Source organism: Microbacterium sp. Soil_C_42 (assembly GCF_057656735.1).
Genome location: NZ_JBDGJU010000011.1, coordinates 79,240 through 104,471, shown reverse-complemented (window position 1 = coordinate 104,471; position 25,232 = coordinate 79,240). Strand labels below are relative to the sequence as shown.

Sequence of the window (25,232 nt, the reverse complement as noted above, 5' to 3'; positions counted from 1 at the left end):
GCGCCTGAGACCTATTAGCGGTTTCCCTTAAGGTGTGTCAAGTTTTCCGAAGAAAACTCTTCCGGTCGTGGTCCAGCGGGCGTACAGTGACAACGCGCAGGGGATCTGGGGATCCCTGAGACCCGACAACCCGGCCGGGTCGCGCACTGGGGAAGTGGTCAGCCGACGACGGCACCCGACGACGACGTCGCGCCGACCAGTGAGAAGTTGATGTCTGCTGAGGACGCGTCATCGTGCGCGCGGTGGACCGCGGTCTGAATCCGGCCGCGATCGACGCGGCGCCCGCGGGCGCCGGCGGAGTGACCCGAACACTCCGCCGACGCCCGATCCTCCCGCGCCCCCTCTTCGAGACCCTTCCCGCTGCAGTAGCCCCAAGGGTCCAGCCGTCGCTGGAGCGCCGCCATCTCTGGGAGCGGCGATTCCGGCGGCGGCTGGACTTCACCGACACGGTCAGTGTCACGGTCGCGGTCGTCGCGGCGACCGTCGTCGAGGCTGGCCCTCACGCCGACCTCGCGGATCTCGCGGGGCCGGCGCGCATCGGCGCGTTCGTCATCGCCGCGTGGATGGTCCTGCTGTGGCTCGCGCGAACGCGGGAACCCGCGGTGCTCGGAGCCGGCTCCGCGGAGTACAAGCGCGTCGGTCACGCGACGGGCCTCGCCTTCGGCGTCCTGTCGACCGTCTTCATCCTCGCTCAGCTGCCCGGGCTGCGCGCGCAGGTGATCGTCGCCCTGCCGTTCGGGCTGGTCACATTGGTGTTCAGCCGCTGGATGTGGCGCAAGTGGCTCATCCACGAGCGGGAGCGGGGCGAGTGCGTCTCGCGCGTCATCGTGGCGGGATCCCGGGACGATGTCGAGTACGTCATCGAGAAGCTCGTCAACGACCCCCACCACGCGTATCACGTCATCGGCGCGACGACCACCGAGGCGCTGACCGAGCCCATCGACATCGACGGCCGCCAGTACCCCGTCATCGGATCGATCCGCTCGACCGCAGCCTTCGGCCGCACCTCCGGCGCCGACGCGATCGTCGTCGCGAGCACGCCCGACGACGACCGCGACTTCGTGCGGCGCCTCGGCTGGGAGCTGGAGGGGACGGCGGCCGAGCTCGTGCTGTGCAACCGGCTCACCGACGTCGCCGGGCCGCGACTCTCGCTGCGTCCCTTGGACGGACTGCCGCTCGTGCAGGTGAAGATCCCGGAGTTCGAAGGCGGAATCCACGCGATCAAGCGCGGCATGGACGTCGTGCTGTCGCTGCTCGCCCTGGTGCCGATCCTGCTCGTGACGCCGGTCATCGCCATCGCGATCAAGCTCGATTCCCCAGGCCCGGTGCTCTTCCACCAACTGCGGGTGGGCCGCGATGGCCGGCAGTTCCTGATGATGAAGTTCCGCACGATGGGCGTCGACGCCGAGACCCGGCGCGATGAGCTGCACGCCCAGAACCAGGGGGCGGGCCCGCTGTTCAAGCTGAAGCGGGACCCGCGGGTGACGCGCGTAGGAGCCGTGCTCCGGAAGTTCTCGATCGACGAGCTGCCGCAGTTCGTGAACGTGCTGCGCGGCGACATGAGCATCGTCGGGCCGCGGCCGCCCCTTCCGGCGGAGGTGACGAGGTACGACGGCACGGTCTACCGGCGCCTGTACATCAAGCCCGGCATCACCGGGCTCTGGCAGATCAGCGGCCGCAGCGACCTGTCCTGGGAGGAGAGCGTGCGACTGGACCTTCGCTATGTGGAGAACTGGTCGATCGCGACGGACCTCATGATCATGTGGCGCACGGCCCGGGTCATGATCGCACCGAAGGGGGCGTACTGATGCTCCCGCAGCAGACCAGGCCGGCGACAACGGCGTCGCCGGCCGCCAACAACCGGATCCGCGGTCACGAGCCGTGGCGCTCCGTCAGGTGCACACTGGCGGTCATGCGCGCGGCGGTTGCCCATTCCCCCAACTGGGCGTGGCCGCGGGTCCCTGGGACGAGGTGTCCAGGCGCGCGACGACATTGACGCCTGCCGCGAGCAGGGAGACCGCAATCAGGGCTTGGGGGCCGAGCATGGAGGACCAGCAGAGATCGACAGCACGCGCCGGCGGCCTGACGCCGATGATGTGGCGCGTGCTGATCATCGTCGGCGTCGTCGCCGCCCTCGTGGTCGCCGGCGCGGTGTGGTTCATGGCCGCCCCCGACGCGGACCCGGACCAGACCGCAGCAACGCCGCAGACGTCTTCGCCCGTGCCGACGACGCCGGGCCCGCTACCCGTCGCAACGCCGACGACCGGCAGCGAGGTGCCGCCGCCCTCCGTGCCGGGCAGCGATCGACTGCCCAGCCTCCCGTCGACCGCGCCGTTGATCGCGCCGCCGCTTCCGGCATCCGCCTCCGGCGACGGAGAACTCGTCGAGGGATTCCCGACGGAGATTGCCGGACCGGCCCCCGACGCGCAAGTGGTCCAGAACACGATCGCGACGGAAGGCGATGTCATGCAGGTCTCGCTCGTCGCGCGGACTGATGCCTCTCCTGCCGAGGTCAGCGCGCACTACGCGCAGCTCTGGGCGTCCAAAGGCCTCGCGCCCCAGTCCGCGAGCGCGGACGGCTCGCTCGGCTACACGAGCACGTTCGAATCGCTCACGCTGGCCTTCACGTCCGCCGCGGGGACGGGGACGGTCTACACCGTGCACGGCGTCTTCCGGACCACCTGAGTCACGGCATGTACATCTCCCTCTCCAACACCCCGACTTCGGACGAGCCCGGGCGGCACGACGCAGCCGCAGCGCCGGGGGGAGTTCGCACCGTCTCGTCGACCGTCGTGACCCTGGGCGTCGTGTCCATGCTCACCGACATCTCGTCCGAATCGGTGTCGGCGATCCTTCCGCTGTACATCACCGGCGTCCTCGGCCTCTCGACGATCGCCTTCGGAATCTTGGACGGCCTCTACCAGGGGGTGAGCGCCCTGGTACGGATCGCCGCCGGCTACGCCTCGGACCGAGCTGATCAGCCGAAGTGGGTCGCCTTCACGGGATATGCGCTCGCTGCCGTCGCACGCCTCGGGCTGGTGTTAGCGTCGGGTTTCGTCGCCATCACGGCAGTCATCACGGCGGACCGCATCGGAAAGGGGATCCGGACCGCACCGCGCGACGCACTCATCACGGCCGCCTCGAGATCTGGGGCCCTCGGGACGTCGTTCGGCGTGCACCGCACGCTCGACAATGTCGGTGCAGCCGTCGGCCCGCTGCTCGCGTTCTTCATCCTGCTGCTGATCCCGGACGGCTACAAGACGGTCTTCGCGGTCTCGTTCGCCTGCGCGGCGATCGGTGTCCTGATCCTCGGCGTGCTGGTGCCGAACGTCCGCACCCACACACGCGCGACCGCCCCGGACGCCGCCGGAGACCCACCGCCACCGCGGGCGCGGTTCGACTGGGGCGCGATCACGACGGGCCCGATGCGGCGCGTCCTCGCCGCGTGCGGCATCCTGGGCTTGCTGACGATCGGGGATGGATTCGTCTATCTGGTGCTGCAGGCACGCAGCGACTTCGCCGCACAGTGGTTCCCGCTCTTCTACGTCGGGACGAACCTCGCCTTTCTGGCGTTCGCGATCCCACTCGGCAAGCTGGCCGACCGCGTCGGGCGGGCGCGCGTCTTCGTCTTCGGTCATGTCGGGCTCCTCGCCACCTATGTGACCGCCGCCCTTCCGGTCGCTGAAATCGCGGCGACCGTCCTGTGCCTGGTGTTCCTGGGGGCCTTCTATGCGGCCACCGACGGCGTGCTTTCCGCCCTCGCGGCCCAGTTGACGACGCCCGAGACCCACGGCACCGGAATCGCCGCCGCGCAGACCGTGGTGGCGCTGACCCGGTTCCTGTCGGCCGTGGCGTTCGGCATCCTCTGGTTCGGAATCGGGCCGGAGAACTCGATGCTCGTCGCGGCAGGTCTTCTCGCGATCGCGCTTCCGCTGGTGGCGCTGCTGCTGCGCCCCTTCCTGACGGCACGAGGCGCGTCGTGACGGATCGGGCGAGGTGGCTGCTCGTGAGCGTCGTCTCCGTGGCGCTGCTCGGCGGTGCGCTGATGTTCGGCGTCGTCGCGTGGCAGAAGTACGAGGCCGGCCGGACCGCACCCAGCGCGATCCACATCGGGGGTTCGCGCGACTGGGGGGACGGCGACCGCGTCGTGTTCCGCAACACCGCCGTCGGACAGGGCTATGGGCAACTCGCCAGCGTCGCCCTCGACGATCCCGGCGGTGCTCGTGCTCTGACGGACCACGCGTGCGACCGCGTGGCGGCGACCGAGGAGGAGTTCGTCTGCCTTCGGACCGAACGCGGGATCGTTCCCGGCTTCACCGCGACTCTCTTCAGAACCGACGGAACAGAGATGGCGAAATGGTCGCTGGCGGGAATACCAAGCCGCAGCCGGATCTCGGCGGACGGCACTCTCGTCGCCACGACAGCCTTCGTGACGGGCCACTCCTACGCGACGGTCGGGTTCTCCACCGAGACGGTTGTGCACACCAGCGGTGGAGAGGAAATGGGCAACCTCGAGGATTATCAGCTCCGCATCGACGGCGAGATCACCGCTCCCACGGATCGCAACTACTGGGGCGTGACGTTCGTCGATGACACGACGTTCTACGCAACTGCGGGACTCACGACGAGCGGCCGCACCTATCTGGTGCGCGGCGATCTGCGAGCGCGCACGCTCACCGCGATCGCGGAGGACGTCGAGTGCCCGTCGGCATCCCCCGACCGAACGCGCGTCGCTTTCAAGCAGCTCACCGCCGGCTCCGGTCCGACCGCGCACTGGACGCCGGCGATCATGGATCTCGCGACCGGTGACGTGTGGGTTCTGGATGCCGAAACTCGCAATGTCGACGATCAGATCGCCTGGCTGGACGACGACACGATCCTCTACGGCCTCCCACGAGACGACGCGGTGGGCGATACCGATGTGTGGTCGCTCACCGCCGACGGCTCCGGCGGTCCCGAGTTGTTCATCCCGCACGCCTGGTCACCGTCCGTGGTGCGTGGCTGAGTGTCCGTAGTTTCGAGCACCTGCGAGATCAAGGGAGGTGAGGCAGATGAGCCCGATGGACGGGGACGTGCCTGCCCACAAGACGACGGACGCGCGTTTCCTGGTGGTCAAGGCCAAGGGTGGATTCGGCAACAGGATCCTGTCAGCGGCCACGGCCATCGTGCTCGCAGAGCTGACGCGTCGCACGCCCGTGATCGATTGGCGTGACGGGGAGTACCTCGCGAAGGGCGAGGACGCCTACCCGCGTCTCTTCGACAGCCCCGTCGCGACGACGCCGGATCGCTTCGATGATTGCGCGGACGTCGATCCCGCGCTCTGGCGCGGTCGCATGGGAGAGCACCCCACGGACGTCATCTCGGATCTGTTCCCCGAGGATCACAGCAACCCGTTCATCTATCGCAAGCTGTCCATCGATCTGACCCATCCGCAGACGCCGGCGCCCGTCGCCGTCTTCTGGTCGTATCTCCCGAAGATGGCGCGAATCAGGCGCCGCGCGGTCCGGCTCCCGGTGCTCCGTGGCATGACCAGCGACGAACTCACACGGTGGGCGCTGCAGCGCCACTTCCGGCCGAATGCCCGGATACGCACCGCCGTCGCGAATCTCCTCCCCGACCGAGAGGCGGGAGTGATCGGCGTCCATATCCGCTACACCGATCGGAAGGTGTCCCTGAGCCGCATCTTCCGAGAGGTAGAAAGGCTTCGGCAGCAGGAGCCCGAAGCGACGATCTTCCTCGCGACCGACAACGAGGGGGTTCAGGCGAAGTTCCGTCTCGCCTTCGACCGCGTCGTGGTCATCGAGAAGGTCCTCGGGGACGACGACAACTCCCTGCACGAACACGTCGTGGCCGACGACCCGCTGCGCGAAGCCGAGAACGCGCTGATCGACATGTGGGCGCTCTCGACATGCGACTGGCTAGTCCACTCGCGGCACTCCACCTTCTCGGTCGCCGCGGCCCTCATCGGGGCCATCCCGCGTTCCCGGCAGCGCGACATCGACCGCTACAACACGCGGGTGGTCGTCAAGCGGTGGCTTCAGACCTGGGCATGATCGCTAGCGCTGAGGATCGTCGGCATGCGCCGCCGTTCCGGGGTCGGGGGCCGTCCGTCGCCGGTGACGACCCGCGGACCAGACGAGGGCCGCCGCCGCCCCCAGCCCCGCGCCCACGAGGTTGGCGATGACATCTCGCAGACTGGGCTGCCGTCCGGGGAGGACCATCTGCGCGGTCTCCGCGAGCACCGACAGCGCCAATGCGAGGGCGACGCCCTGCCACGCGCGGCTGAACACCATCGCAAGGAGGAATCCCAGCGGGACGAACATCAGTACGTTCGCGAAGAACTCGATCCACCCCGCGCCGAACCCGCGCACGCCGGCGCCCTGGAGACCTTCCGCGATCCGCTGGATCATCTCGCCGTAACTGACCGGCAGGACGAGGATGAGGGCCACCGCAGCGCCGTAGACCGCGAGGCCGATCAACGGCCAGGCCGGCCGCCGTCGAGCGCTCATTCGCTATTCTCCGCGATCGTCCGGGTCCGGGGTGCGGCGCGAACTCTGCTCCGTGCCGTGGCGACGCTGGCGTCGGCCTCGCTGATCGTGCGTACCGACGCGCACATCCCGGCGATCATGAAGAACAAGCCGGCGGAGATCGGAAACGACAGTCCGTCGAAGAAGAAGAACAGCACCGTGATCGTCGTCAACGAGGCGGCAAGCGCCGTGCTGATCGCCTTCGTGTCCTCGAAGGGCGATCGCGTCCGGGCGCGTATCGCGCTCGTCATGGAGATGACCACCACGAGCGCGAAGGCAGCGACACCCATCACCCCGGTCTCGACCGTCAGCAGCACCCACTGGTTGTCGAAGATGTAGTACCGAGGGAGAAAGACCCCGAACCCCTGGCCGATCACCGGGGACGAGGCGATGAACTCGGGCACGCGGGCGAGGGCGGTGGTGCGCGACTGCGTGCTCGGATCCTCCGCCGCGCCCGCGAACAGAGAGACCATCGTGGTGAAGATCCCCGGCACCACGACCGCGACTCCGAGCGCCAGGACGCTGGCGCCCACGCCTACGCCCCAGCGGTATCGCACGGGCAGCGCCGGCAACGAGGTGACGATCGCCACGACGAGACCGACGATCGCCGACCGCGACACCGACACGAGGGAAGCGGTCGTGATCAGGGCGACGGGGATCCACCACCGCGCGAAGTGGCGCTTTGCGGGCGAGAAGCCGCCGGCGATCGCCGTCACGAGCGCAAGTGGCAGTATGGCCGTCAGCGCTGTGGCGTACTCCAGGGGGTGGGTGGCGGTTCCGGACGCACGTGAGAATCCGCCGCGTGTGTCGATCGCCGCGCCGTCGGCGGAGACGCCCGGCAGCGTGAGCATCCATTCGAGGAAAGACTGGCCGCTCAAGAACTGCGCAAGACCGAGTGCCGCCAGCGCGCCGCCGACCACCGCGAGCGCTCGGATGAGCCGGCGGGCGTCGGTGTGCGTGCGCACGCCGTCCATCGTCACGAGAAGCACGCCGATCCACGAGGCGAGTCGGAGCAGCGCGGTGATCGCTGGACTGATCTGGTCACCGGGCTGACCGCGCAGCATCGCGGCGGCGAATGCGATGAGCACCACCACGACGAACATCCCGATCGCGAGCAGCACCGGCTGCCTCACCGGCGAGACATCCGCACCGCGGGCCTGCAGGCGGTGTAAGAACCACCAGATCAGGAGGAACAGGCCCCACCACAGGGCCGGCTTGCCGAGGGACCCCAGCCCACCGAGGCCGATTCCCGAGGGCACGGCGAACAGCAGAACGATGTAGGCGACCAGCATGTTGACGGCTGCGCCACCTTTGCCCCGCCGAGCGAGCTGGTGCCGCCAGACGGGAACCGGAGGTGCAGGCTCAGGAGGGTCTGACACGCTTGGCCGACTTCGGAGGTGTCGTCGCCTCGACGGGTTTCGCCTCATCAGCAAGGAGTCGGCTCAGGCCGATGGCGACCGTGTCTGTCGCGGCCTCCTCCCCGTCGCGCGACGCGGGCTCCGGTTGCTGGGTCTGCTGCCGACCGTGGAACTGGTCGTCGGTGGAACCCGCCTCGCGACGGCCTCTCGTGCTCACGGCACGTCCGGTGCGACCTCCGGTATGGACCCGTCGGGTGAGGCCGTCTATGACACTCGCAACAACGAGCGTCAGAAGGACGATCGCCATTCCTGCACCGGCGCTCAGGACCAAGCGCTCGCGCTGCTGCAGCTCGCTTCTTTCGTCGATAGCGAGGATCGAAGCCGTCACCCGGTCGGCCTCGGGCACCCCCTGTTCCGACTGCAGGCGCTCTAGCTCTCCTGCCGTCGAAGTCACCAGCAGGTCCACGACTTCTGCTGCTGCTGCATCACTCTGAGCTGTGACCGAGATGAGGATGACCGGGCCCGGAGTGGTGGGGTCCCGCGAGACAGCGATGTCGGTGTCGGGGTAGTCGTCCAGGATCTCATCGAGAACCGCATCGGATCCCACGGCGCGGACGATGACGTCGGCCGCCTGAGAAAGGCCGCCGATGAACAGGTAGGGGTTCGACGTCGTCTCGGGGAGGGTTCCGGGCCCCGGCAACAGCAACTGGACGGCCGAGCGCTCGTATCCAGGCTTCACCACGTTCCACACCCCGAACGAGACTGCCACGGCGACGATCAGCCCAGGCACGACGATGTACCAGCGGCGCAGAAGGCCGCGTCCGATATCGGCGACGTTCATGCGGTGCCCCCTCCGGCATGCAGAACAGCCCTCAGCGTACGCCGATGCCGCGCACGGAGGAAGAGCCGGTCGAGCCACACTGCGACCGACACCCCGACGATCGTCGCCGCCGCCCCCAGCGCCGCGAGGGCGGCGACGGTACTCAGGCGCCCCGGGGTCACCGGCACGATCTCCATGGTCAGCGGCTCGACGTGCGCGGTGATGGCCTCGGAGGGGGCGGTGGTCGCCTGCTGGACCGAGGCCGCCTCGAGGATCTCATCGAGCAGGCGCTTCTGCGTGAGCGCCACCCATTCTTCCGTGCGGCCCACGATCTGGATCTCGATGGTCGCTGTCCGATAGTCCGAGCCCCATTGACCGCCAGCGTTCGGAAGCCCGACCGAAACTCCTTGGCGCACGCCCGCACCGTAGTACGGCGCATCTGACGCGGCGTATCGCATCGGCGGTTTGCCGTCGTTCACCTCTGCCGCAACCGCACCCGCGAATGCGATCACGCTCTCGTCGGTGGTGCCGTTGTCAGGCGCAAGACCGGTCGTCGCCGGAAGCGCGAAGGTCACCGCGGTCTTAGCGACGAAGCTGCCGCCGTCCCGGTAGAACATGACCGCCAGAGCTGCCACGACGAGGATCGTCAGGGCGGGAACGTACCAGCGCCTGCGCAGGCTGCCCAGGATGTCGCGCGTGATCATCCGGCCTCCCGTGATATATGCGGAAGTGCAGCTCTGCCTTCCGCGTGAGGAGTCTATTCCGGAGGTCTGGTGTTTTCCTGCTGTGGCGGGAGTGCGTGCGGAAGCGGCATCCGCTAACGTCTTCTCACCATCCATCGATCGCGTGCCGAGGGGCAGACGTGCTGGATTTCTCGTTCATCATCGTCTCGTACCGGAGCCGCGCCGACGTCGAACGCCTTCTCCAGTCCCTTCCGGACGCCGTGTCCGGGGAATCCTGGTGCGCCATCGTCGTGAACAATGCGCCGGACGACGACCTCTCGTCGCTGATAGACGCCGGACACCCGGTCCGCGTCGTCACCGCGCCAGGGAACCTCGGCTACTCCGGTGGGATCAACCTCGGCACGCGTGTCGCCCCTGCAGCGCGGGTCACCGTCGTCCTCAACCCGGACCTGACGGCGACGGCGGGAAGCATGGCCGCGTTGGCGCGGGCGCTCGACGCCGGCGCGGCCGCGGCGGTACCCGCCATCGTCGACGAGGCCGGCCACCGCCAGGACTCCATCCGACGGGAACCGACGCTCGCCGGGGCATTGGGCGATTCGCTCTTCGGGTCCAGGTGGCCTCGCAGACCAGCCGTGCTGTCCGAGACCCAGCGCGATCCCGGCGCCTACTCCCTTCCGCACCCGGTGGACTGGGCGACGGGCGCCGCTCTGGCGATCCGGGCGGAGACAGCGGCGACGCTCGGGGCGTGGGACGAAGCGCGGTTCTTCATGTACTCCGAGGAGACCGACTACGCCCGGCGCATCCGGAACGCCGGTGGGCAGATCATGTTCGTGCCGGATGCCGTCGTCGTGCACCGCGGCGGCGGATCGGGCCGCTCGCCTCAGCTCGACGCCCTCCTCGAGGTGAACAAGCTCCGCTATTACCGGAAGTGGCATGGCCGGATGTCCTCCGGTGCGTTCGGGGCCATCCTGGTGCTGCGCAACCTCGTTCGCCCGCACCGCGCCGGCGCACGTGCGGCGCTCGCCGCTCTGCTGTCCCCAGCCGCACGCGCGGCGCTGCCCGGGGGCCCACGATGAGCCGCGGCACCATCGTCATCGCCGCTCACAATGAGGAGAGGGTGGTCGGCCGAACCCTCTCGGCACTCTCCGCCGTCGCTCGCGAAGGAACGATTCGCATCGTCGTCGTCTGCAACGGGTGCACCGACAGGACGGCGGACATCGTGAAAGGCTTCCCGGACGTCGATCTCGCGGAACTGGACATCCCCTCCAAGACCGCGGCGCTGCGCGAGGGGGATCGGCGCGCTGCTCCGGGTCCACGCATCTACCTCGATGCCGACGTCGTGCTGACCGCGCGTGCTGCGCGCGATGTCCTCGCCGCATTGGACGGTGGAGCGATCGCCGGACGGCCGCCTCACCGATTCGACACCAGCGCGGCGTCCTGGGTGGTGCGTCGCTGGTATCGCACACGTCAGCGGCTGCCGTCGATAAACTCCGCGCTCTGGGGGGCCGGCTGCTACGGGCTCTCGACTGAGGCGCGGGCGCGGTTCGACGAGTTTCCGGACCTCATCTCGGACGACCTGTTCATCCATGAGCTGGTCTCCCCCGACGAGATCCTGATCGTGGCGACGGACCCGGTGGTCGTCACGACGCCCCGCCGCACGTCCGACCTGCTTCGCATACTCCGCCGCAGCTACCGTTCTCAGAGCGAGGTCATGCCGGATGCGAGGGGCCTCACAGGTGGCCAGAAGAGTCAGCTCATCGACCTCGCTCAGGTGTTGCGCACATCGCCCGGGCGAATCGTGGACGTCGCCACCTACGCCACCGTGATCGTGATCGCGCGGGTGCAGGCTCGCTTCCGCCGGGACCGACCACGCTGGGAACGGGATCTCAGCTCACGTGCAGGGGGCTGAGCCGGAGCCGTCGGCGTGTGACTCGAAGAAGGTCTCATGCCAGACGGCGAGAGACATCAGCGTCCAGATGCGGATGTCCTCATTGAAGACACCGCTCTCGTGCCGCGCCACAACGTCGGCCACGGCTGATCGGTTCAGCGTCTGCGAGACGAATCCGTAGCCCAGCAGGCGTTCTCTGACGCTCTCGCGCAGTGAGGTTCGGAACCAGGCATCGAGTGGCACTCTGAACCCCACCTTGCGGCGATCGACGATCTCATCGGGCACATATCGGCGCGCCACCTCTTTGAGCACCCACTTCGTCGCTCCTCGCCGCACTTTCAACACGGATGGCAGACGGAAGGCGAGGTCGACGAGGCGGTGATCCAGCAGCGGAGGGCGAAGCTCCAACGACGCCGCCATGGACATCCGGTCGCCGCGCTCGAGGAGGTTGTCCGGCAGCCATCCGGCGAGATCCGAGAGAAGCATCGCGCGGATGGGGTCACCGCCAAAAGGCCCCACCGGTGTGGCGACGCGAGTGCTGACGCCCGCCAGCAACACACGCCGCTCGGCCTGCGAAAAGGGTGAGAACCACGCGCGGTACTGATCGACGGGTGTTGGAGCGGCCCACACGCGAAGCCCGATCCTGGCTTTCGAGAACCGCTCCGGGAGGCGTCGATCCAGAGAGTCGCCGACAGCCCGTCGCAGGCTTCGCGGGGGAAGGGAGAGCAGCTGCATGGCGCGGGCGGCCTTGTACTTGGGATAGCCCGCGAAGAGCTCGTCTCCTCCCTCTCCCGACAGCACCACGGTGACGTGCTCGCGCGCCGCCTGCGCCAGCCGGTACACGGCGAAGTCCGCCGGCTCCGACATGGGCGCATCTCGGTGCCAGGTCAGCTCCGGCCAGAGCGCCTCGAAATCTGCCGCGTCAACGTGGACCTCGTGGTGCTCCGTGCCGACGTGACGACTGACGGCGAGAGCGTACGGCAGCTCGTCGTTGCGTGGGTCGCCGAAACCGGCGGAGAAGGTCTTGAGCGGCTCTCCGGTGCGATGGCGCGCCGCCTTGGCGACGATCAGGCTGCTGTCGACGCCTCCACTGAGGTAGGCACCCACCGGCACATCCGCGACGAGCGCGGCGTCCACCGCATCCGTTATCGCAGCGTCGACCGCGTCGATCGCGCTCTCCGGGGTCCACGATGAACCGTCGGGCTCGGGAGGGGTCCAGTACCGGTGCTCGCGGACGGACCCGTCGAGGCGAACCTCCATGCGGTGCGCCGCACGGAGTTTCTTGATGCCCTCGAACATCGTGTGAGGCGCCGTGACCGACCTCCCCGAAAGGTAGGAATCGAGGCTCTCGTAGTCGACGGACGGGCCGGATTCCATACCGGCCAGGATCGCTTTGACCTCGGACGCGAAAAGCATCCCAGTGCTCGTGGTCCGGTGATACAGCGGCAGCACACCGAGGCGGTCGCGGACGAGATGAACGACACCGGCCTCGCGGTCATAAGCGGCGAAAGCGAATTGCCCGACGAGGCGATCCACATAGGTGATGCCGTGCGTTGCGAGTCCGGCCAGGATGGTCTCGGTGTCTCCGTCCGTCTGGAACGGGTAGCGCAGGGATCTGCGCAGCTCCCGGTAGTTGAAGATCTCGCCGTTGAACACGATGGTCCACCGGCCATCGTGGCTCTGCATAGGCTGGCGAGATCCACCCACGTCGATGATCGAGAGCCGCCGGTGGCCGAAGCCGACCGGACCCTCGAGCCAGCAACCCTCATCGTCGGGACCGCGATGTCGAAGCGTCCCGGTCATTTCCTCGACGACATGCCGGTCCGCGCGCGCCTGTTGGAAGCGGATGCTCCCCACGATCCCGCACATTTCATGATGGTAGCGCCCACATCGTCCCGGAGATCATGCCCGTGGAAAGGAAATGAGGCGCCCCACGTGCACGTGGGGCGCCTCGCCGCGGTTGGACCGCTACGGTCGAACGGTGCGACCCTTGCCGTCCGGCTGACTCGGGTCGTAGATGTAGTTCTCCGACCAGGTCTGCCAGCCCGGACCGCCGATGACGTAGCTCGCGCCCCATCCGGTCCCGGTCATACGGTTGTTGACGGCCGTCATGTTGCTGTAGCCGTAGTTCTTGTATTCGAGCGCGAGCTGGTAGCCGGCACCCTCGAGGAGATTGCCCTCCACGCGCACGTTGTCGATCCTACCGGAGTAGGCCTGCACGAAGAACGCGCCGGTGTCATTCCCGGAATCAGAGCCGAAGCGGTTGTTGAGCACGGTGAGGGTGCGGTCGGCCCGGCTCGCGTCCGTGAAGTCGCGGATGGTGAATCCATCGGTGTGGTTCCCGGTCGTTGCGGGATCGCCCCATGCGATGAGGTTCGTCACATAGTTCCGCTCGATGAGCACGTCGAGCTCCTTGCCGGAGTTCATGATCGCGATCCCGCTGCCGAACCCGTGGATGTAGGTGCTGATGACGCTGGCGTTGCCCATGATCCCGGTAGCCCAGGCGGCCGACTCGCGGTCGAGCTTCGATCCGTCGAGTTCGCTGTCGCGGATCGTCACCGTCTGGGGAGCAATCTTGAAGGTGTCGTTGTTCTGCGTGCTCAAGATGGGGAGGCCACGCCAGGCGCTGGTCGGCTGGACGCAGCTGCGCTCGACCACGATGTTCCCGGCCGAGAGATCGAGGTTGGTCGTGATGCGCTTGCCGGAGATCACGGTACCGGCGGCAACGGCCGACGGGCCGCTGTAGAGCGGGAGGTTCGAGCACGACAGGCCGAGCGGCGCGAGGCCCACGGTCGACGCGTTCACGGTCCAACCCGGGCCCGAGCTGGAGCCTGCGGGCTCAGTCGGGGTGGGAGTCGGAGTCGGGGTGGCTGTCACCGTCGGAGTCGGGCTCGGCACGACAGTCGGAGTCGGCGTGGGCGACGTCGTGGGTGGGGGCGACGGCTTCGTCGGGGAGGTCGTGTTCGTCGGGTTCGGCGACGAAGTCGGGCTGGGTGTCGTCACCGGCCCCTCACCGCTCGCGTGACGCTCGTAGACGACATCCACCAGGTAGTTTGAGCCGCTGTACGAGCTGGTCGGGAAGCCCGACGACGTGCCGTAACGGAACACACCAGCACCCCGATCGAGCGTGAAGCCGTTCTGGGTCCGCTGCTGGGTGAGGTCGTTCTCTATGACGGGGTACCCGCCCTGCGGGGCGAAGTAGGAGACGACGTACTTCCGTCCCGCTTCCAGCGCGACGGGCTCGGTGAGCTCGATCGTGCGCCACCCCACCTGGGTGGTCGGTGAGAAGGTGGCGGAGGCGAGGCGGCGTCCGTCGGCCGACCAGAGCGTGGCACTGCGAACGCCATCAGCGTCGCGGCCCTGGTAGTACTGCAGTGCGGTGACGGATCCGTCACGCTCGGGCGTGAATTTCACGCCGAGCTCCACAGGCACACGGTCGGGGTCGACCGCCACCGTCGGCTGCAGGTCATCGGCGAAGATGCCGGTGGCGGTGGTCTCAGCGAGCGCGGGCGCGGCTGCCAGCGCACCCGCGGCGACGGTGGCGGCGGCGATCGTCGCGATCGCCCAGCGGTGAAGGACGCCAGGGCGCTTACGATGGCGCACGGCAGATCGGGTGGTGGGGGGGAGGGACATCAACTGCTCCGGACGTGGGGGGTCGGGGTAAACCCGGCAAGGCTAACCCGACGCGCCCGGGGGAACCCTGGACAGTGAGGACATCCTCATCGATGACTGACCTTTCTCATCAAGCGTTCATCCCCGGCGGCTTGCTCGGCGTCACGGTCGCGGATGAACCGACGCAGCCCGTCGAGATCGTCCAGATCGACGGTCTTCATCCCGTGTATCTCGGGTCGATCCGCGTTGGCGGGGGCGAACGGCCACGCGGATCGTCGCTCCTCATCGGGTTGATTGCCCAATAGCTCGTCGAAGACTCCGACGTAGGCCAGCGCCTGCGGCCGCCAATCGAGCTCGCGCGTCACCCGCTCACGCGCGGCGAGGCCCAACCCGGCGCGACGGTCGTCGTCGTCAAGGAGCGCTTCGACCGCGTCAGCGAAGGCCTGGATGTCGCCTGATCGGACGAACAGGCCGGTGTCGCCCGCGGAGACGCGAGTCTCCTCGAGGTCGAAGGAGACGGAGGGAAGGCCGAAAGCCATGTACTCCATGGTCTTGTTCATCGTGGAGATGTTGTTGAGCGGTGTGTCCGGATCCGGCCCCAGCCCGATGTCGGCGGCGCTGAGGTTGCGTGCGATCTCTCGAGGCCCCACCCGGCCGGTGAAGACGACGTTGTTATCCAGACCCCGCTGGTGGCATTCCCGCTTCAGATCCTCGAAACAGTCGCCGAACCCCATCAGGATGGCGCGGAGATGTATACGGCCACGGGCATGGACCAGTTCATCTATCACCGCCAGAGCATTCTCGACGCCGTCCTGCGGCCCCATGATGCCGATGTACGCCAGGACGCCGGTCGCTCCGTCGCGGACGGGACCAGGGTGGACCGGTCGCATGACCGTCGTATCCGGTCCGCTGCGGACGACGGTGACATGACCGGCGCGGACGCGACCGCGAGAAAGGGCGACGCGCTTGTACGAGCCGTTCGTCGAGATCACCCGGTCGGCCACGCGATACGTCATCCGTTCCAGCCACAAGAGACCACTGAGCTGCAGCCGGCCCGGAACGCTCGTCGGTCGACCGAATCGCGAGAGGTACAGTTCCGGGTTGAGGTCGTGCTGGTCGAAGACAAACCTGACACCCCGCACTCGCCAGAGCAGCGCCAGGAGCCAATAGGTGTCCGGCGGATTGCACGCCTGGATGACGTCGAATCGCTCGCGCCGCCAGGCCCGCAGTGAGAGCCGGGCGGTGCGGATCCACGAGTACGCGAACTCGTAGGCGAATCCGAAGGCCCGTTTCGCCTCCGGCGCCGGGTCGTACTTGTAGATCTTCACGCCGTCGATCACATGGAAGGCGGGGTCACCGGGCCCTTTGGGGCAGATGACCGTGACGCTGTATCCCTGAGCAGTCAGGGCCTGGCACTCGAGCCACACGCGCCGGTCAAGGGGTACCGGCAGGTTCTCCACGATGATCAGTACCCGACGACGACTGTTCGCTCTCTTCATTTCGCCTGCCCCCGCTCTAACTCGCCTCGTCCAACAGCGCCAGGAAGTCCTGTGCGCGGTGCTCCCAGCTGTGCTGCTGTGCGAATCGCCGCCGCTCGGCTCCCGCATCGTCGGACTCGACGCGGTCGAGCTCCCTGACGACCAGCCGGGCGAAGTCTTCGCCGTCCGACGCGATGCTGACGTGGTCGGTGGCAAGCCAGCGAGAGGCGGCGAGATCGCTCGAGACCACCGGCACTCCCGCTGCGAGGTACTCGAGCGTCTTCAGGGGGAAGCTGGAGCGGTTGAAGTCGCTCGGTGCATAGGGCGTCAGCCCGACTCCGAGCCGCGACAGCTCCGCTGGCAGGCGATCGGGCTCGACCTCGCCGGCCCACTCGACGTCCGGCCGATCGAGGAGCGCGGTCAGCCTCTGCGAGAACCGGGGGTCGCTGTCGGTCCTCGGCCCGACCAGGCGCAGCGCAACACCACGGTGCAGGACGGCTTCCAGCAGACCCAGGTCGAGCCGCTCGTTGAGCTGGCCCACGACGCCGGCGACACGTTCCCTCTGAGTGTGGTGGGCAGCGAGAACCGGCGCCCCGTTGGGGATGACCGCTGTCACCTGTGGCAGCACACCATCCGCGCGCAACCCGTCCAGCAGCGGAGGCGAGATCGCCACCACCGCGTCGGACTTCGCGGCGTTCGCGTGAACCGTCTCGCGCACCCACGAGCGTTCGAGACCCATCAGACCACTGCCGCCGATCCAGTCGTCCGTCAGGTAGAGGATGCGCCGAGAGGACGGGAGGTGCGGGAAACTCGCCACCGGGCTGGCCACGATCACCGGCCCGGAGAACCGTCGTCCTGTGATGCGCCGCTCAGTGATGTGCTGCAGCACCTCAGTGAGCGGGCGGATCGGCCGACGGCTGAACCCGGGAGGAGCGGGCACCCGCAGCCTGACGACGGAGTCAGCCACCACATCGACCGCGGGCGCTGCACCGCCGATCCATCCCCGCCATTGACGGCGGTGCGGCGAGTCCACCCACAGCACCCCGCGGTGAGCGGCGATCGCGGTCACCATCCGGCGATCGGTGCCGACCATGTCATCCCAGCCCACGCCGGCGATCCACAGGATCGGTGGTTCATTGCCCATGATCGCTCCCAGAGGGTTCGGGGTCACCTGGACGGGCGGGCAGGATCCTGGGCGGAGCCGCTCCGCTGGCCGTGACCGTTCGGGAATTGAAGTCGTCTGTCGCCTCGGTGCCGAGGGCACGCCGTACGCGCTTGCCGACGTAGTAGCGCGAATATCGCGCGAGTGCGGCTGCCTCATGGGCGTGCGGAAGGCGGCTGGGTCTGCCGAGCGCTCGTCGGTAGACCTCGACCTGCAGGTGCGCTGCGCGCGCGAGCGAGAACCGGCGCCGCACCAGCTCCAGCCCGAACCTCCCGAGCCTCCCCCGCTCCTCCGTGTCGCCCAGCAGGGGGAGGAGCTCTGCCTCGAGCTGCTGCGGACCCGCGTCCCGCCCGGCTCCGACGCCGTACCACCCGGTCCACAGGAACTGGTCCGCCGTACCCGGCCGGAGTGTTCTCCAGAAGCCGTTCTCACCCTGGACGATCAGCGGAACGCCATAGGCGAGCGCGCGCAGAGCCGATCCTCCCATCCCGATGGAGATGTCGGCCGACGCGTACGCCGCGCGCGGATCTGCGACCTGTCCCGTCATCACGATCGTCCCGGCACCGAACTCCTCGTTGACGGCCCCGGCGCGCTCCGCCACCACGTCGCGCGCCGGACCGTCACCCACGAGGACCAGCCGCACCGGGGTGGATCGCGAGAGGCGACCCACCACGTCGATGGCGGTCACGAGGCCTTCGAGCTTGAGCTCGTGTGCGAAGCGCGTGACCGCCACGATGTTGATACGACGGGCATCGACCCCGTACGTGCGCCGGAACCGCTCGAGATCGCCCGGTGGGGCGTCGATGTCGTTGTGAGCGAGGTCGACGGGAGGCTCGATGACGACGGTCCGCACCCGCCCCGCCGCGCGCTCATGGGACGCGATCTCCGCCGTTCCGACCACGAGCAGAATGTTGCGGGGGATGAACGGCGCCACGGACATCGACATGACGGTCCCCACGACGGTCGCACTCCCAGGGACACCCATGGCCAGCGCGGAGTCGAGCACCGGCGGCCACTCGTACCCGTGGAGGATGTCGAGGGCGCGGTCGCGAGCGAGCCGGCGCAGCGCAGCGGCGGTGACCGGGGACGGCCGCCTGCCTTGGGGCGGCGCCGCGATGAATTCCAGGCCCAGGTCTTCGATCCGGGAGTTCAGCGTCCCCGCCCGCCCGAACATGCAGACCTCGTGGCCGAGGTCCCGCACGGCTGCGGCGAGCTCGATGGCGTTCAGCTGACTGCCACCCATGCCCAGATCGTGCGGGTAGACCAGGATCCTCATCGCGTGGCCGCCTCTTCGACACGGCGCAACGTGCCGATGGAGCCGCGGGAGAGCCACAGCAGCGCACCGATGATCAGGACCGCCAGCACCCCGGCGGCGAGCGCGGCCAGGAGATCACTGACGAAGGCGACCGACAAGAGCCGGCCGCCCACCCCCGCCACGACGGCCGCCATCAGCGGGACCACAGCCGCTCGGGCCAGGACGACGATGTCGATCCCGGCACGAGCGAGGGCCCATCCGTAGCAGACGACGAGGACGAGCGTGGCGACGACGAACTGCGCGATCGCCACTCCCTCGATCCCGCCGGAGTGGGCGCCGATCAGCAGCGCAGGCACCAGCGAGACCAGCCATACGATCTGAATCGTCATCAGCGTCGCGGACCGCTTCCTCACGGCGAGGAAGTCGTAGGCCAACTCGAAGACGATTCGCACCGCGGCCTGCAGCGCGAGCCACTGCAGAGCGAGCGCCGCCGGCGCCCACACCTCCCCGTACACGAAGGTCACGATCGGGACCGCCGCACCCGAGAGAAAGGCGCAGGCCGGCAGGGCGACGGCGAGTATCAGCCGGAATCCGGCGCGGAAGTTCACCGCCATGCGTGCGTCGTCCTGCTGCATGCGGGCGAAGGCGGCCGGTGCGACCGCGCGGATCGGCTGCGACAGCATGCTGACCGGCCAGCTCGCGAGATTGAAGGCCAGGAGATAGAAGCCGAGCGCCTGCGGGCCGAGGACAGCGCCGACCACGATCTGATCGGCGTAGCCGACGGCGAACACGATCATGCTCGCTCCGGCGAGCGGGATGCCGAAGCGCAGGAGAGGACCGATGAGCCGGCGATCCCACCCGAATCGCAGCCGGATGGGGCTGAATGCGATCAGCATGACGCTGAAGACGACGGATGCTGCGACACGGCCGATCGCGAGGCTCATCGCGCCCCATCCCAGGAGGGCCAGCAGCACCGAGATCCCCGCACCGAGCCAAATGTTCACCTGGTCGGCGATGGTGCGTCGGCCCTGTTGATACTCCCGCTGCATGATGGCGGCAGAAGTGGCGACCAGGCCGTTCAGCGGTACGCACAGCAGCATGACGCGGACGACGTCCGTCGCCGACTCGTCGCCCATGGCGGCCGCGAAGGCGGGGGTGGCGACGTAGGCGACTGCGAAGAAGAGCAGGCTCGCGGCCACGGAGACCGTCGTCACGGTGGGGGCGATCCGCCGTGGATCGCCCTCCCAGCGAACGATGGCGAGACTCACGCCCAGCTCGTTGAAGCTCAGCACTGCTGCGAGGGCGACCAGGGCGACGGCGTACGTGCCGAAGTCATCAGGCCCGAGGACGCGCGCGATGATGATGGAGATCAGCAGAGTGCCGAGCTTGCCGAACGCGGTGTTGGCGAAGCTCCATCCCAGCGCTCGCGTGGCGCCCGGTTCTCTGCGCTCTGATCCGACCATCGCGCCGCCCTAGCCTTCCGTCTCCCGGGTGGCGGCGCGCAGCGCGTCGGCGACGACCTCCTGCTGGGTCTGCGTCAAATGGGGGAACATCGGCAGGGAGAGGATGCGGTCGGCGGCGGCCTCTGCCACCGGGAGCTCGCCGCGTCGTTCTCCGAGATGGGCATACGCGTCGGTCAGGTGCAGCGGCGTCGGGTAGTGGACGCCGACTCCGACGCCCGCCGCGTGCAAGCGGGCACTCACGCAGTCCCGGTCGGCGACTCGAACGACATAGAGATGCCAGACGTCCGCGTTGCCCGTCCGGGACACCGGACGGCGGACGCCGTCGATTCCACCGAGAAGGTCGGCGTAGCGGTGAGCCGCAGCCCGCCTCGCGTCGTTCCACCCCTCGAGGCGGCGCAGCTTCGCACGGAGGACGGTGGCCTGCACCGCATCCAGCCGGGCATTGAAGCCGATGCGGTCGTGGACGTACTTGACCGAGCTGCCGTGGGCGCTGAGATTGCGTGCCAGTTCGGCGATGTGCGCGTCGTTCGTCATGACGGCCCCCGCGTCGCCGGCAGCTCCGAGATTCTTGCCGGGATAGAAGCTGGTCGCGGCGACGACGCCGAGCGCCCCCGCGCGTCCCATCGGGCCCGATGCGCCCTGCGCCTGCGCGGCATCCTCCACCACCGCCAGGCCGTGGCGCTCGGCCACCGCGATGACCGGATTCATCGGCGCGACCTGTCCGAAGAGGTGCACCGGCGTGATGGCCGCGGTGCGAGACGTGATCGCCGCCTCCGCCGCCGCCGGGTCGATGAGGAGGTGTTCGGCGTCCACGTCCACGAACACGGGGATCGCCCCCACGCGCGACGCCGCCTCCGCCGTCGCGATGAAGGTGTTCGCCGGCATGATGATCTCGTCACCGGGGCCGATGCCGATCGCGCGGTAGGCGAGTTCGAGGGCGTCGGTGCCGTTGGAGACCCCCACCACGTGCTCCACGCCGACGTACTCGGCGTACTCCTGCTCGAATGCCGCGACCTCGGGGCCCCCGATGAACGAGGCCGACGAGAGTTGATCCCGCCAGGTCGCGACGACCTCGTCGGCGATCTCGGCTTGCTGCGCCGCGAGGTCGACGAAGGGGACCGGGATGCTCATGCCAGCCGCCCGATCTCGCGTGCGGGGACGCCGGCCCAGGTCGCCTCGTCCGGTACGTCGTCCAGGACGACGGCGCCCATCCCGACGGTCGCAGCGATGCCGACGCGGAGTCCCTGGCGTACGGACGCGTTCATCCCGACGTACGCTGCCTCGCCGACGCGCACGGACCCGCCGAGGGACACGCCCGCCGCGAGTGTGGCGAAGTCCTCCAGCACGTCGTCGTGCGTGACGGTGCAGTTCGGCATAACGACGACGTGCCGGCCGATCGCCACGTCAGCCGTGAGGACGACGCCGTCCAGCAGGATCGTTCCGGGCAGGACGTGGCTCGAGCGGCCCATCCGCACGGTCCCCGCGATGAATGTGGCGTACCGCCGCTCGCCGATGCCGGCGTCGCGCAGCCGTCGCACCACGCTGCGACGGCCCTGACCGCGCCCGACGCACACCAGCAGCGCCTCGGCCCGAGACGCGGCATCCATCACCGGCCCGAGCACGGGGACCCCTCCGACCTCGGTGGCACGCAGGTCCGGGTCGTCGTCCAGAATTCCAACCACTCCGGGCATGCCCGCGGCGAGTACCTCCCGCGCGAGTCCGCTCGCGCCGATGAGAAGGACGCTGTCAGCCATCACGCCGCTCCGCCTGACAGGCGCAGGACGGCGATGACGCGGTCCTGATCCTCCTCGGTCAACTGGTGGTAGACGGGCAGGATGAGCGTGCGATCGGTGAGGCGCTCGGTGGCGGGCAACCCGGCCTCAGGCGTGAGCTCCCGATAGGGCGGCTGGCGATGCGCCGCCATGATCCCGCGCCGCGCGGAAATGTCCTCGTCGGCGAGCGCCTCGAGCAGGCCGTCGCGATCGGTCGGGTAGTCCTCGCCGATCTCGACCCAGAACGACTGGAAGTTGCCCGCACCGTACGGCGGGTCGGCGACGGAGCGGAGGCCGGCGATGCCGTCGATCGCCACCTGGTAACGACCGGCGATCTCCCGCCGGCGGGCGACGATCTGCGGCAGCCTGGCGAGCTGGACGAGTCCCACGGCCGCCTGCAGGTCGGTCATGCGGTAGTTGAAACCCACCTCGGTGTACTCCTCCGCGGGGGCGAGGACCGACGCATGCCGGTCTGCGGCTGAGGCGCTCATCGCGTGTTCGCGGAGATGCCGGGCGCGATCCGCCCAGTCGGGGTTCGCGGTGGTGAGCATTCCCCCCTCGCCGGTGGTGAGCAGTTTGCGGGGATGAAACGACCACGCGGCGATGTCGGCCCCCGCGCCGACCGGTCTCCCCTTGTAGGTCGATCCCGCGCCGCACGCGGCGTCTTCGACGACCACGATGTTGAGCTGGTCGGTGAACGAGCGGATGTCGTCGATGTCGACGGGCACACCGCCTTGATCGACGGCGATGACGGCGCGCGTGCGCGGTGTCAGCGCATCGGCGACCGTGTGACCGGTGACGTTGCCGGTCGCCGGGTCGACGTCGGCGAACACCGGGTTGGCGCCCACGTACCGCACCGCGTTCGTGGTGGCGATGAAGGAGAAGGACGGCACCACGACGTCATCTCCTCGTCCGACCCCCGCCACGAGGAGCGACAGGTGCAGCGCGGTCGTGCAGCTGCTGGTGGCGACGGCGGAACGCGCGTCCATCGCGTTCGCGAACGCCTGCTCGAAGCGTGCGACCCGGGGCCCCTGCGCAATCCAGCCGCTCGCGATCACCTCGGCCGCAGCATCCGTCTCCTCCTGACCGAGCCACGGGACCATGACGTTGATCCGCCCGCTCATGGCACCGTCACCGCCCGTCCCGCGGCGATCTCGCCGCGGAGCGGCCGCCACCATTCGACCAGCAGCCGGAGTCCGTCGTCGAGGCCGATCGTCGCCGCGAAGCCGAGATCGCGCCAGGCCGCGGAGGTGTCCGCGAGGCGACGCGCGACGCCGTTCACCGCGCGCTCGGGACCGTGCTCGACGCCGAGGTCCGAGCCCATCGCCCTCAGCAGCGCCTCAGCGAGTTCGAGGAGGCTCGTCTCGGTGCCGCTGGCGATGTTGTACGTCCCCTCCGCGACATCGCTTCGGGCCGCGAGGATGTTGGCGGCCGCGATGTCGGGCACGCAGACGAAGTCCATCGTCTGCCTGCCGTCGCCGAAGATGAGCGGCGGCCGACCGTCGGCGATGCGCTCCATCCAGCGCACGAGCACCTCGGTGTACAGGCCGTGGACGTCCATGCGGGGGCCGTACACGTTGAAGTAGCGCAGCAGCACGTAGTCCAGGCCCTGCATCGCACGGAAGCTGCGAATGAGCCCCTCATCGAAGGTCTTCGCCGCGCCGTAGAGCGTGTCGTTGTTCTCATGGTGGTGACGCTCGGTCGTGGGGAACTCCTCCGCCATGCCGTACACCGACGCACTGGAGGCGGAGACGAGCTTCTTCACGCTATGCCGCGCCGCGGACTCGACGACGTTGAAGGTGCCGTCGACCAGCACCTCGAGCGCGAGGCGGGGCTCTTCGGCGCACTGGGTGATCCTGATCGCCGCCTGGTGGAAGACGACGTCCTTGTCGGCGGTCAGGTCGTCGACGAGCCGGGCGTCGCGGATGTCGCCGTCGATGAGTTCGACACGCCCGCTCGCCAAGGCGCCGTCGAGGTTGGCGCGACGCCCCCGGGCGAGGTTGTCGAGCACGTCGACGTGGGCGACGCCGGCCTCCAGGAGCTGGTCAACGAGGGTCGAGCCGATCGTGCCCGCACCGCCGGTGACCAGGATGCGGGTGCCTTCGAGGTCGGTCATGCTCGCTGGACTTCCTTCTCACGGGTGTCGACCTGGGTCTCGACCGGGCGCGGTGCGCCGAACGCGCGCAGGCTGGCCGACGCGCCTTCGAGCACCGAGAGGACGCGAAGGCCGGCGTCGCCGCTCGTCCGCGCGGGCCGTCCCTCGCGGATCGCGCTGGCGAACTCTGCGACCACCGCGGCCAGCGCCTCGCGCTCCGGGAGGGCGGGCGCCCAGGTGTCGCCCAGCCGGTAGGAGATGTTCGCGGCCCGGGTGTCGGCCATCGCCTTGGACTGCAGCGCGAGGTCCACTCCACGGTCGTAGACACTGACGCGCTGCTGGGGATTGAGGTCATCCCATACGAGCGTGCGCTTGGTGCCGCCGATGACCATCTGACGAATCTTCGTGGGGCTCAGCCAGTTCACGTGCACATGGGCGATCCCGCCGGCCACGAGCGGCATCGCCAGGTATCCGATGCACGCCTTGCCCGTTGCGAGCGGGTCGGAGCCGTGCGCCGAGACCGAACTGACGTCGAGCCCGCCGGGCAGGACGTAGTCCATTATCGAGAGGTCGTGGGGAGCGAGATCCCAGAACACGTCCACGTCGGGCTGGATGAGCCCCAGGTTGATGCGCACGCTGTCCACGAAGAGGATCTGGCCGAGCGCCCCCTCGTCTATGAGGTCGCGGATCTTCAGCACGGCCGGTGTGTAGCAGTACGTGTGGTCGGCCATGAGCACGCGGCCGTTCCGATGCGCCCGCGCGACCATCTCGAGGCCGCGTTGGCGTGTGTCGGCGACCGGCTTCTCGACGAGGACATGTTTGCCTGCGTCAAGGGCGGCGAGCACCACCGTGTGATGGGTGCGCGCAGGTGTTGCTATCGCAACCGCGTCGATGGTGGGATCGGCGAGCACGTCCTCTAACTCGGCCGTCACCGACACCCCGCCGATACTGTCCGACACCCGCAGTGCGCGCGCGACATCGAGGTCGCAGATCGCGGCCAGCTCCCAATCACCGGATGCGCGGAAGTTCCTCGCGAGGTTCGGACCCCAGTAGCCCGCACCGATCACCGCCGCCCTCAGTCTCTTCGCCATCTCGAGCACCCCCAATCCCTTCCCCTCC

The 25,232-nt window shown here is 68.7% G+C and carries 22 protein-coding genes; 7 read left to right on the top strand and 15 right to left on the bottom strand.

Annotated features, from left to right (window positions below):
• The first annotated feature begins 242 nt into the window (after positions 1 to 242).
• The 5 genes from AC3A46_RS09270 (at position 243) to AC3A46_RS09250 (ending at position 6,053) form a co-directional block, all read left to right on the top strand.
• Complete coding sequence (locus AC3A46_RS09270) at positions 243 to 1,808, top strand: sugar transferase (protein ID WP_487664914.1); 1,566 nt, start codon at positions 243 to 245, stop codon at positions 1,806 to 1,808.
• Between the two features lie 235 nt (positions 1,809 to 2,043).
• Positions 2,044 to 2,685, top strand: coding sequence for a hypothetical protein (locus AC3A46_RS09265; protein WP_487664913.1), 642 nt, complete (start codon positions 2,044 to 2,046; stop codon positions 2,683 to 2,685).
• Positions 2,686 to 2,693: 8 nt separating this feature from the next.
• Positions 2,694 to 3,983 (top strand): MFS transporter, encoded by a 1,290-nt coding sequence (locus AC3A46_RS09260; RefSeq protein ID WP_487664912.1) that lies wholly within the window; start codon positions 2,694 to 2,696, stop codon positions 3,981 to 3,983.
• A 23-nt stretch (positions 3,984 to 4,006) separates the two neighbouring features.
• A complete protein-coding gene (locus AC3A46_RS09255) occupies positions 4,007 to 5,005 on the top strand; it encodes a hypothetical protein (RefSeq protein WP_487664911.1) in 999 nt (332 codons plus the stop codon).
• A gap of 46 nt (positions 5,006 to 5,051) precedes the next feature.
• Positions 5,052 to 6,053, top strand: a complete 1,002-nt coding sequence (locus AC3A46_RS09250) for an O-fucosyltransferase family protein (protein ID WP_487664910.1) — start codon at positions 5,052 to 5,054, stop codon at positions 6,051 to 6,053.
• Positions 6,054 to 6,056: 3 nt separating this feature from the next.
• On the opposite strand, the gene AC3A46_RS09245 is transcribed toward AC3A46_RS09250, so the two are convergent.
• Genes AC3A46_RS09245 through AC3A46_RS09230 form a run of 4 tightly spaced genes read right to left on the bottom strand, consistent with a single transcriptional unit; the run spans position 6,057 to position 9,409 of the window.
• The gene (locus AC3A46_RS09245) at positions 6,057 to 6,509 is read right to left on the bottom strand and encodes a VanZ family protein (protein WP_487664909.1); all 453 of its coding nucleotides are present in this window, start codon (positions 6,507 to 6,509) and stop codon (positions 6,057 to 6,059) included.
• Positions 6,506 to 7,906, bottom strand: a complete 1,401-nt coding sequence (locus AC3A46_RS09240; protein WP_487664908.1) for an O-antigen ligase family protein — start codon at positions 7,904 to 7,906, stop codon at positions 6,506 to 6,508. The genes AC3A46_RS09245 and AC3A46_RS09240 overlap by 4 nt, the downstream gene beginning before the upstream one ends.
• On the bottom strand, positions 7,890 to 8,726 hold the full coding sequence (locus AC3A46_RS09235) for a hypothetical protein (protein ID WP_487664907.1): 837 nt from the start codon (positions 8,724 to 8,726) through the stop codon (positions 7,890 to 7,892). The genes AC3A46_RS09240 and AC3A46_RS09235 overlap by 17 nt, the downstream gene beginning before the upstream one ends.
• Positions 8,723 to 9,409: a hypothetical protein gene (locus AC3A46_RS09230; RefSeq protein ID WP_487664906.1), complete on the bottom strand. Its 687-nt coding sequence runs from the start codon at positions 9,407 to 9,409 to the stop codon at positions 8,723 to 8,725. The genes AC3A46_RS09235 and AC3A46_RS09230 overlap by 4 nt, the downstream gene beginning before the upstream one ends.
• 158 nt (positions 9,410 to 9,567) lie before the next feature.
• On the opposite strand from AC3A46_RS09230, the gene AC3A46_RS09225 reads away from it, so the two are divergent.
• Together AC3A46_RS09225 and AC3A46_RS09220 are read left to right on the top strand one after the other, a co-directional pair.
• Positions 9,568 to 10,464: a glycosyltransferase family 2 protein gene (locus AC3A46_RS09225; protein ID WP_487664905.1), complete on the top strand. Its 897-nt coding sequence runs from the start codon at positions 9,568 to 9,570 to the stop codon at positions 10,462 to 10,464.
• Positions 10,461 to 11,297, top strand: a complete 837-nt coding sequence (locus AC3A46_RS09220; protein ID WP_487664904.1) for a glycosyltransferase — start codon at positions 10,461 to 10,463, stop codon at positions 11,295 to 11,297. The genes AC3A46_RS09225 and AC3A46_RS09220 overlap by 4 nt, the downstream gene beginning before the upstream one ends.
• Here AC3A46_RS09220 and asnB read toward each other — a convergent pair.
• The 11 genes from asnB to AC3A46_RS09165 all read right to left on the bottom strand — a co-directional run bounded on the left by asnB (position 11,280) and on the right by AC3A46_RS09165 (position 25,204).
• Positions 11,280 to 13,145, bottom strand: coding sequence for an asparagine synthase (glutamine-hydrolyzing) (asnB, locus tag AC3A46_RS09215; RefSeq protein ID WP_487664903.1), 1,866 nt, complete (start codon positions 13,143 to 13,145; stop codon positions 11,280 to 11,282). The genes AC3A46_RS09220 and asnB overlap by 18 nt on opposite strands.
• 99 nt (positions 13,146 to 13,244) lie before the next feature.
• The gene (locus AC3A46_RS09210; protein WP_487664902.1) at positions 13,245 to 14,909 is read right to left on the bottom strand and encodes a DUF4082 domain-containing protein; all 1,665 of its coding nucleotides are present in this window, start codon (positions 14,907 to 14,909) and stop codon (positions 13,245 to 13,247) included.
• An 86-nt stretch (positions 14,910 to 14,995) separates the two neighbouring features.
• A complete protein-coding gene (locus tag AC3A46_RS09205; RefSeq protein ID WP_487664901.1) occupies positions 14,996 to 16,387 on the bottom strand; it encodes a glycosyltransferase family 4 protein in 1,392 nt (463 codons plus the stop codon).
• Between the two features lie 16 nt (positions 16,388 to 16,403).
• On the bottom strand, positions 16,404 to 17,510 hold the full coding sequence (locus AC3A46_RS09200) for a glycosyltransferase family protein (RefSeq protein ID WP_487664900.1): 1,107 nt from the start codon (positions 17,508 to 17,510) through the stop codon (positions 16,404 to 16,406).
• Positions 17,500 to 18,804, bottom strand: a complete 1,305-nt coding sequence (locus tag AC3A46_RS09195; protein ID WP_487664899.1) for a glycosyltransferase family 4 protein — start codon at positions 18,802 to 18,804, stop codon at positions 17,500 to 17,502. The genes AC3A46_RS09200 and AC3A46_RS09195 overlap by 11 nt, the downstream gene beginning before the upstream one ends.
• A complete protein-coding gene (locus AC3A46_RS09190) occupies positions 18,801 to 20,246 on the bottom strand; it encodes an oligosaccharide flippase family protein (protein WP_487664898.1) in 1,446 nt (481 codons plus the stop codon). The genes AC3A46_RS09195 and AC3A46_RS09190 overlap by 4 nt, the downstream gene beginning before the upstream one ends.
• 9 nt (positions 20,247 to 20,255) lie before the next feature.
• Positions 20,256 to 21,377, bottom strand: a complete 1,122-nt coding sequence (locus AC3A46_RS09185; protein WP_487664897.1) for a DegT/DnrJ/EryC1/StrS family aminotransferase — start codon at positions 21,375 to 21,377, stop codon at positions 20,256 to 20,258.
• Entirely contained in the window at positions 21,374 to 22,000 is a 627-nt protein-coding gene (locus AC3A46_RS09180; RefSeq protein WP_487664896.1) for a NeuD/PglB/VioB family sugar acetyltransferase, read from the bottom strand. The genes AC3A46_RS09185 and AC3A46_RS09180 overlap by 4 nt, the downstream gene beginning before the upstream one ends.
• A complete protein-coding gene (locus tag AC3A46_RS09175) occupies positions 22,000 to 23,142 on the bottom strand; it encodes a DegT/DnrJ/EryC1/StrS family aminotransferase (protein WP_487664895.1) in 1,143 nt (380 codons plus the stop codon). Before AC3A46_RS09175 ends, AC3A46_RS09180 begins: the two co-directional genes overlap by 1 nt.
• On the bottom strand, positions 23,139 to 24,134 hold the full coding sequence (locus AC3A46_RS09170; RefSeq protein ID WP_487664894.1) for an NAD-dependent epimerase/dehydratase family protein: 996 nt from the start codon (positions 24,132 to 24,134) through the stop codon (positions 23,139 to 23,141). The genes AC3A46_RS09175 and AC3A46_RS09170 overlap by 4 nt, the downstream gene beginning before the upstream one ends.
• On the bottom strand, positions 24,131 to 25,204 hold the full coding sequence (locus AC3A46_RS09165) for a Gfo/Idh/MocA family protein (protein ID WP_487664893.1): 1,074 nt from the start codon (positions 25,202 to 25,204) through the stop codon (positions 24,131 to 24,133). The genes AC3A46_RS09170 and AC3A46_RS09165 overlap by 4 nt, the downstream gene beginning before the upstream one ends.
• Positions 25,205 to 25,232 lie beyond the last annotated feature (28 nt).

Bases quoted from the DNA above. Each gene is read 5' to 3' on its own strand.
- AC3A46_RS09175 (WP_487664895.1), bottom strand. From the start codon at position 23,142: ATGAGCGGGCGGATCAACGTCATGGTCCCGTGGCTCGGTCAGGAGGAG.
- AC3A46_RS09185 (WP_487664897.1), bottom strand. From the start codon at position 21,377: ATGAGCATCCCGGTCCCCTTCGTCGACCTCGCGGCGCAGCAAGCCGAG.
- AC3A46_RS09190 (WP_487664898.1), bottom strand. From the start codon at position 20,246: ATGGTCGGATCAGAGCGCAGAGAACCGGGCGCCACGCGAGCGCTGGGA.
- AC3A46_RS09205 (WP_487664901.1), bottom strand. From the start codon at position 16,387: ATGAAGAGAGCGAACAGTCGTCGTCGGGTACTGATCATCGTGGAGAAC.
- AC3A46_RS09165 (WP_487664893.1), bottom strand. From the start codon at position 25,204: ATGGCGAAGAGACTGAGGGCGGCGGTGATCGGTGCGGGCTACTGGGGT.
- AC3A46_RS09170 (WP_487664894.1), bottom strand. From the start codon at position 24,134: ATGACCGACCTCGAAGGCACCCGCATCCTGGTCACCGGCGGTGCGGGC.
- AC3A46_RS09230 (WP_487664906.1), bottom strand. From the start codon at position 9,409: ATGATCACGCGCGACATCCTGGGCAGCCTGCGCAGGCGCTGGTACGTT.
- AC3A46_RS09245 (WP_487664909.1), bottom strand. From the start codon at position 6,509: ATGAGCGCTCGACGGCGGCCGGCCTGGCCGTTGATCGGCCTCGCGGTC.
- AC3A46_RS09265 (WP_487664913.1), top strand. From the start codon at position 2,044: ATGGAGGACCAGCAGAGATCGACAGCACGCGCCGGCGGCCTGACGCCG.
- AC3A46_RS09195 (WP_487664899.1), bottom strand. From the start codon at position 18,804: ATGAGGATCCTGGTCTACCCGCACGATCTGGGCATGGGTGGCAGTCAG.
- AC3A46_RS09210 (WP_487664902.1), bottom strand. From the start codon at position 14,909: ATGTCCCTCCCCCCCACCACCCGATCTGCCGTGCGCCATCGTAAGCGC.
- AC3A46_RS09220 (WP_487664904.1), top strand. From the start codon at position 10,461: ATGAGCCGCGGCACCATCGTCATCGCCGCTCACAATGAGGAGAGGGTG.
- AC3A46_RS09235 (WP_487664907.1), bottom strand. From the start codon at position 8,726: ATGAACGTCGCCGATATCGGACGCGGCCTTCTGCGCCGCTGGTACATC.
- AC3A46_RS09200 (WP_487664900.1), bottom strand. From the start codon at position 17,510: ATGGGCAATGAACCACCGATCCTGTGGATCGCCGGCGTGGGCTGGGAT.
- AC3A46_RS09180 (WP_487664896.1), bottom strand. From the start codon at position 22,000: ATGGCTGACAGCGTCCTTCTCATCGGCGCGAGCGGACTCGCGCGGGAG.
- AC3A46_RS09250 (WP_487664910.1), top strand. From the start codon at position 5,052: ATGAGCCCGATGGACGGGGACGTGCCTGCCCACAAGACGACGGACGCG.
- asnB (WP_487664903.1), bottom strand. From the start codon at position 13,145: ATGTGCGGGATCGTGGGGAGCATCCGCTTCCAACAGGCGCGCGCGGAC.
- AC3A46_RS09260 (WP_487664912.1), top strand. From the start codon at position 2,694: ATGTACATCTCCCTCTCCAACACCCCGACTTCGGACGAGCCCGGGCGG.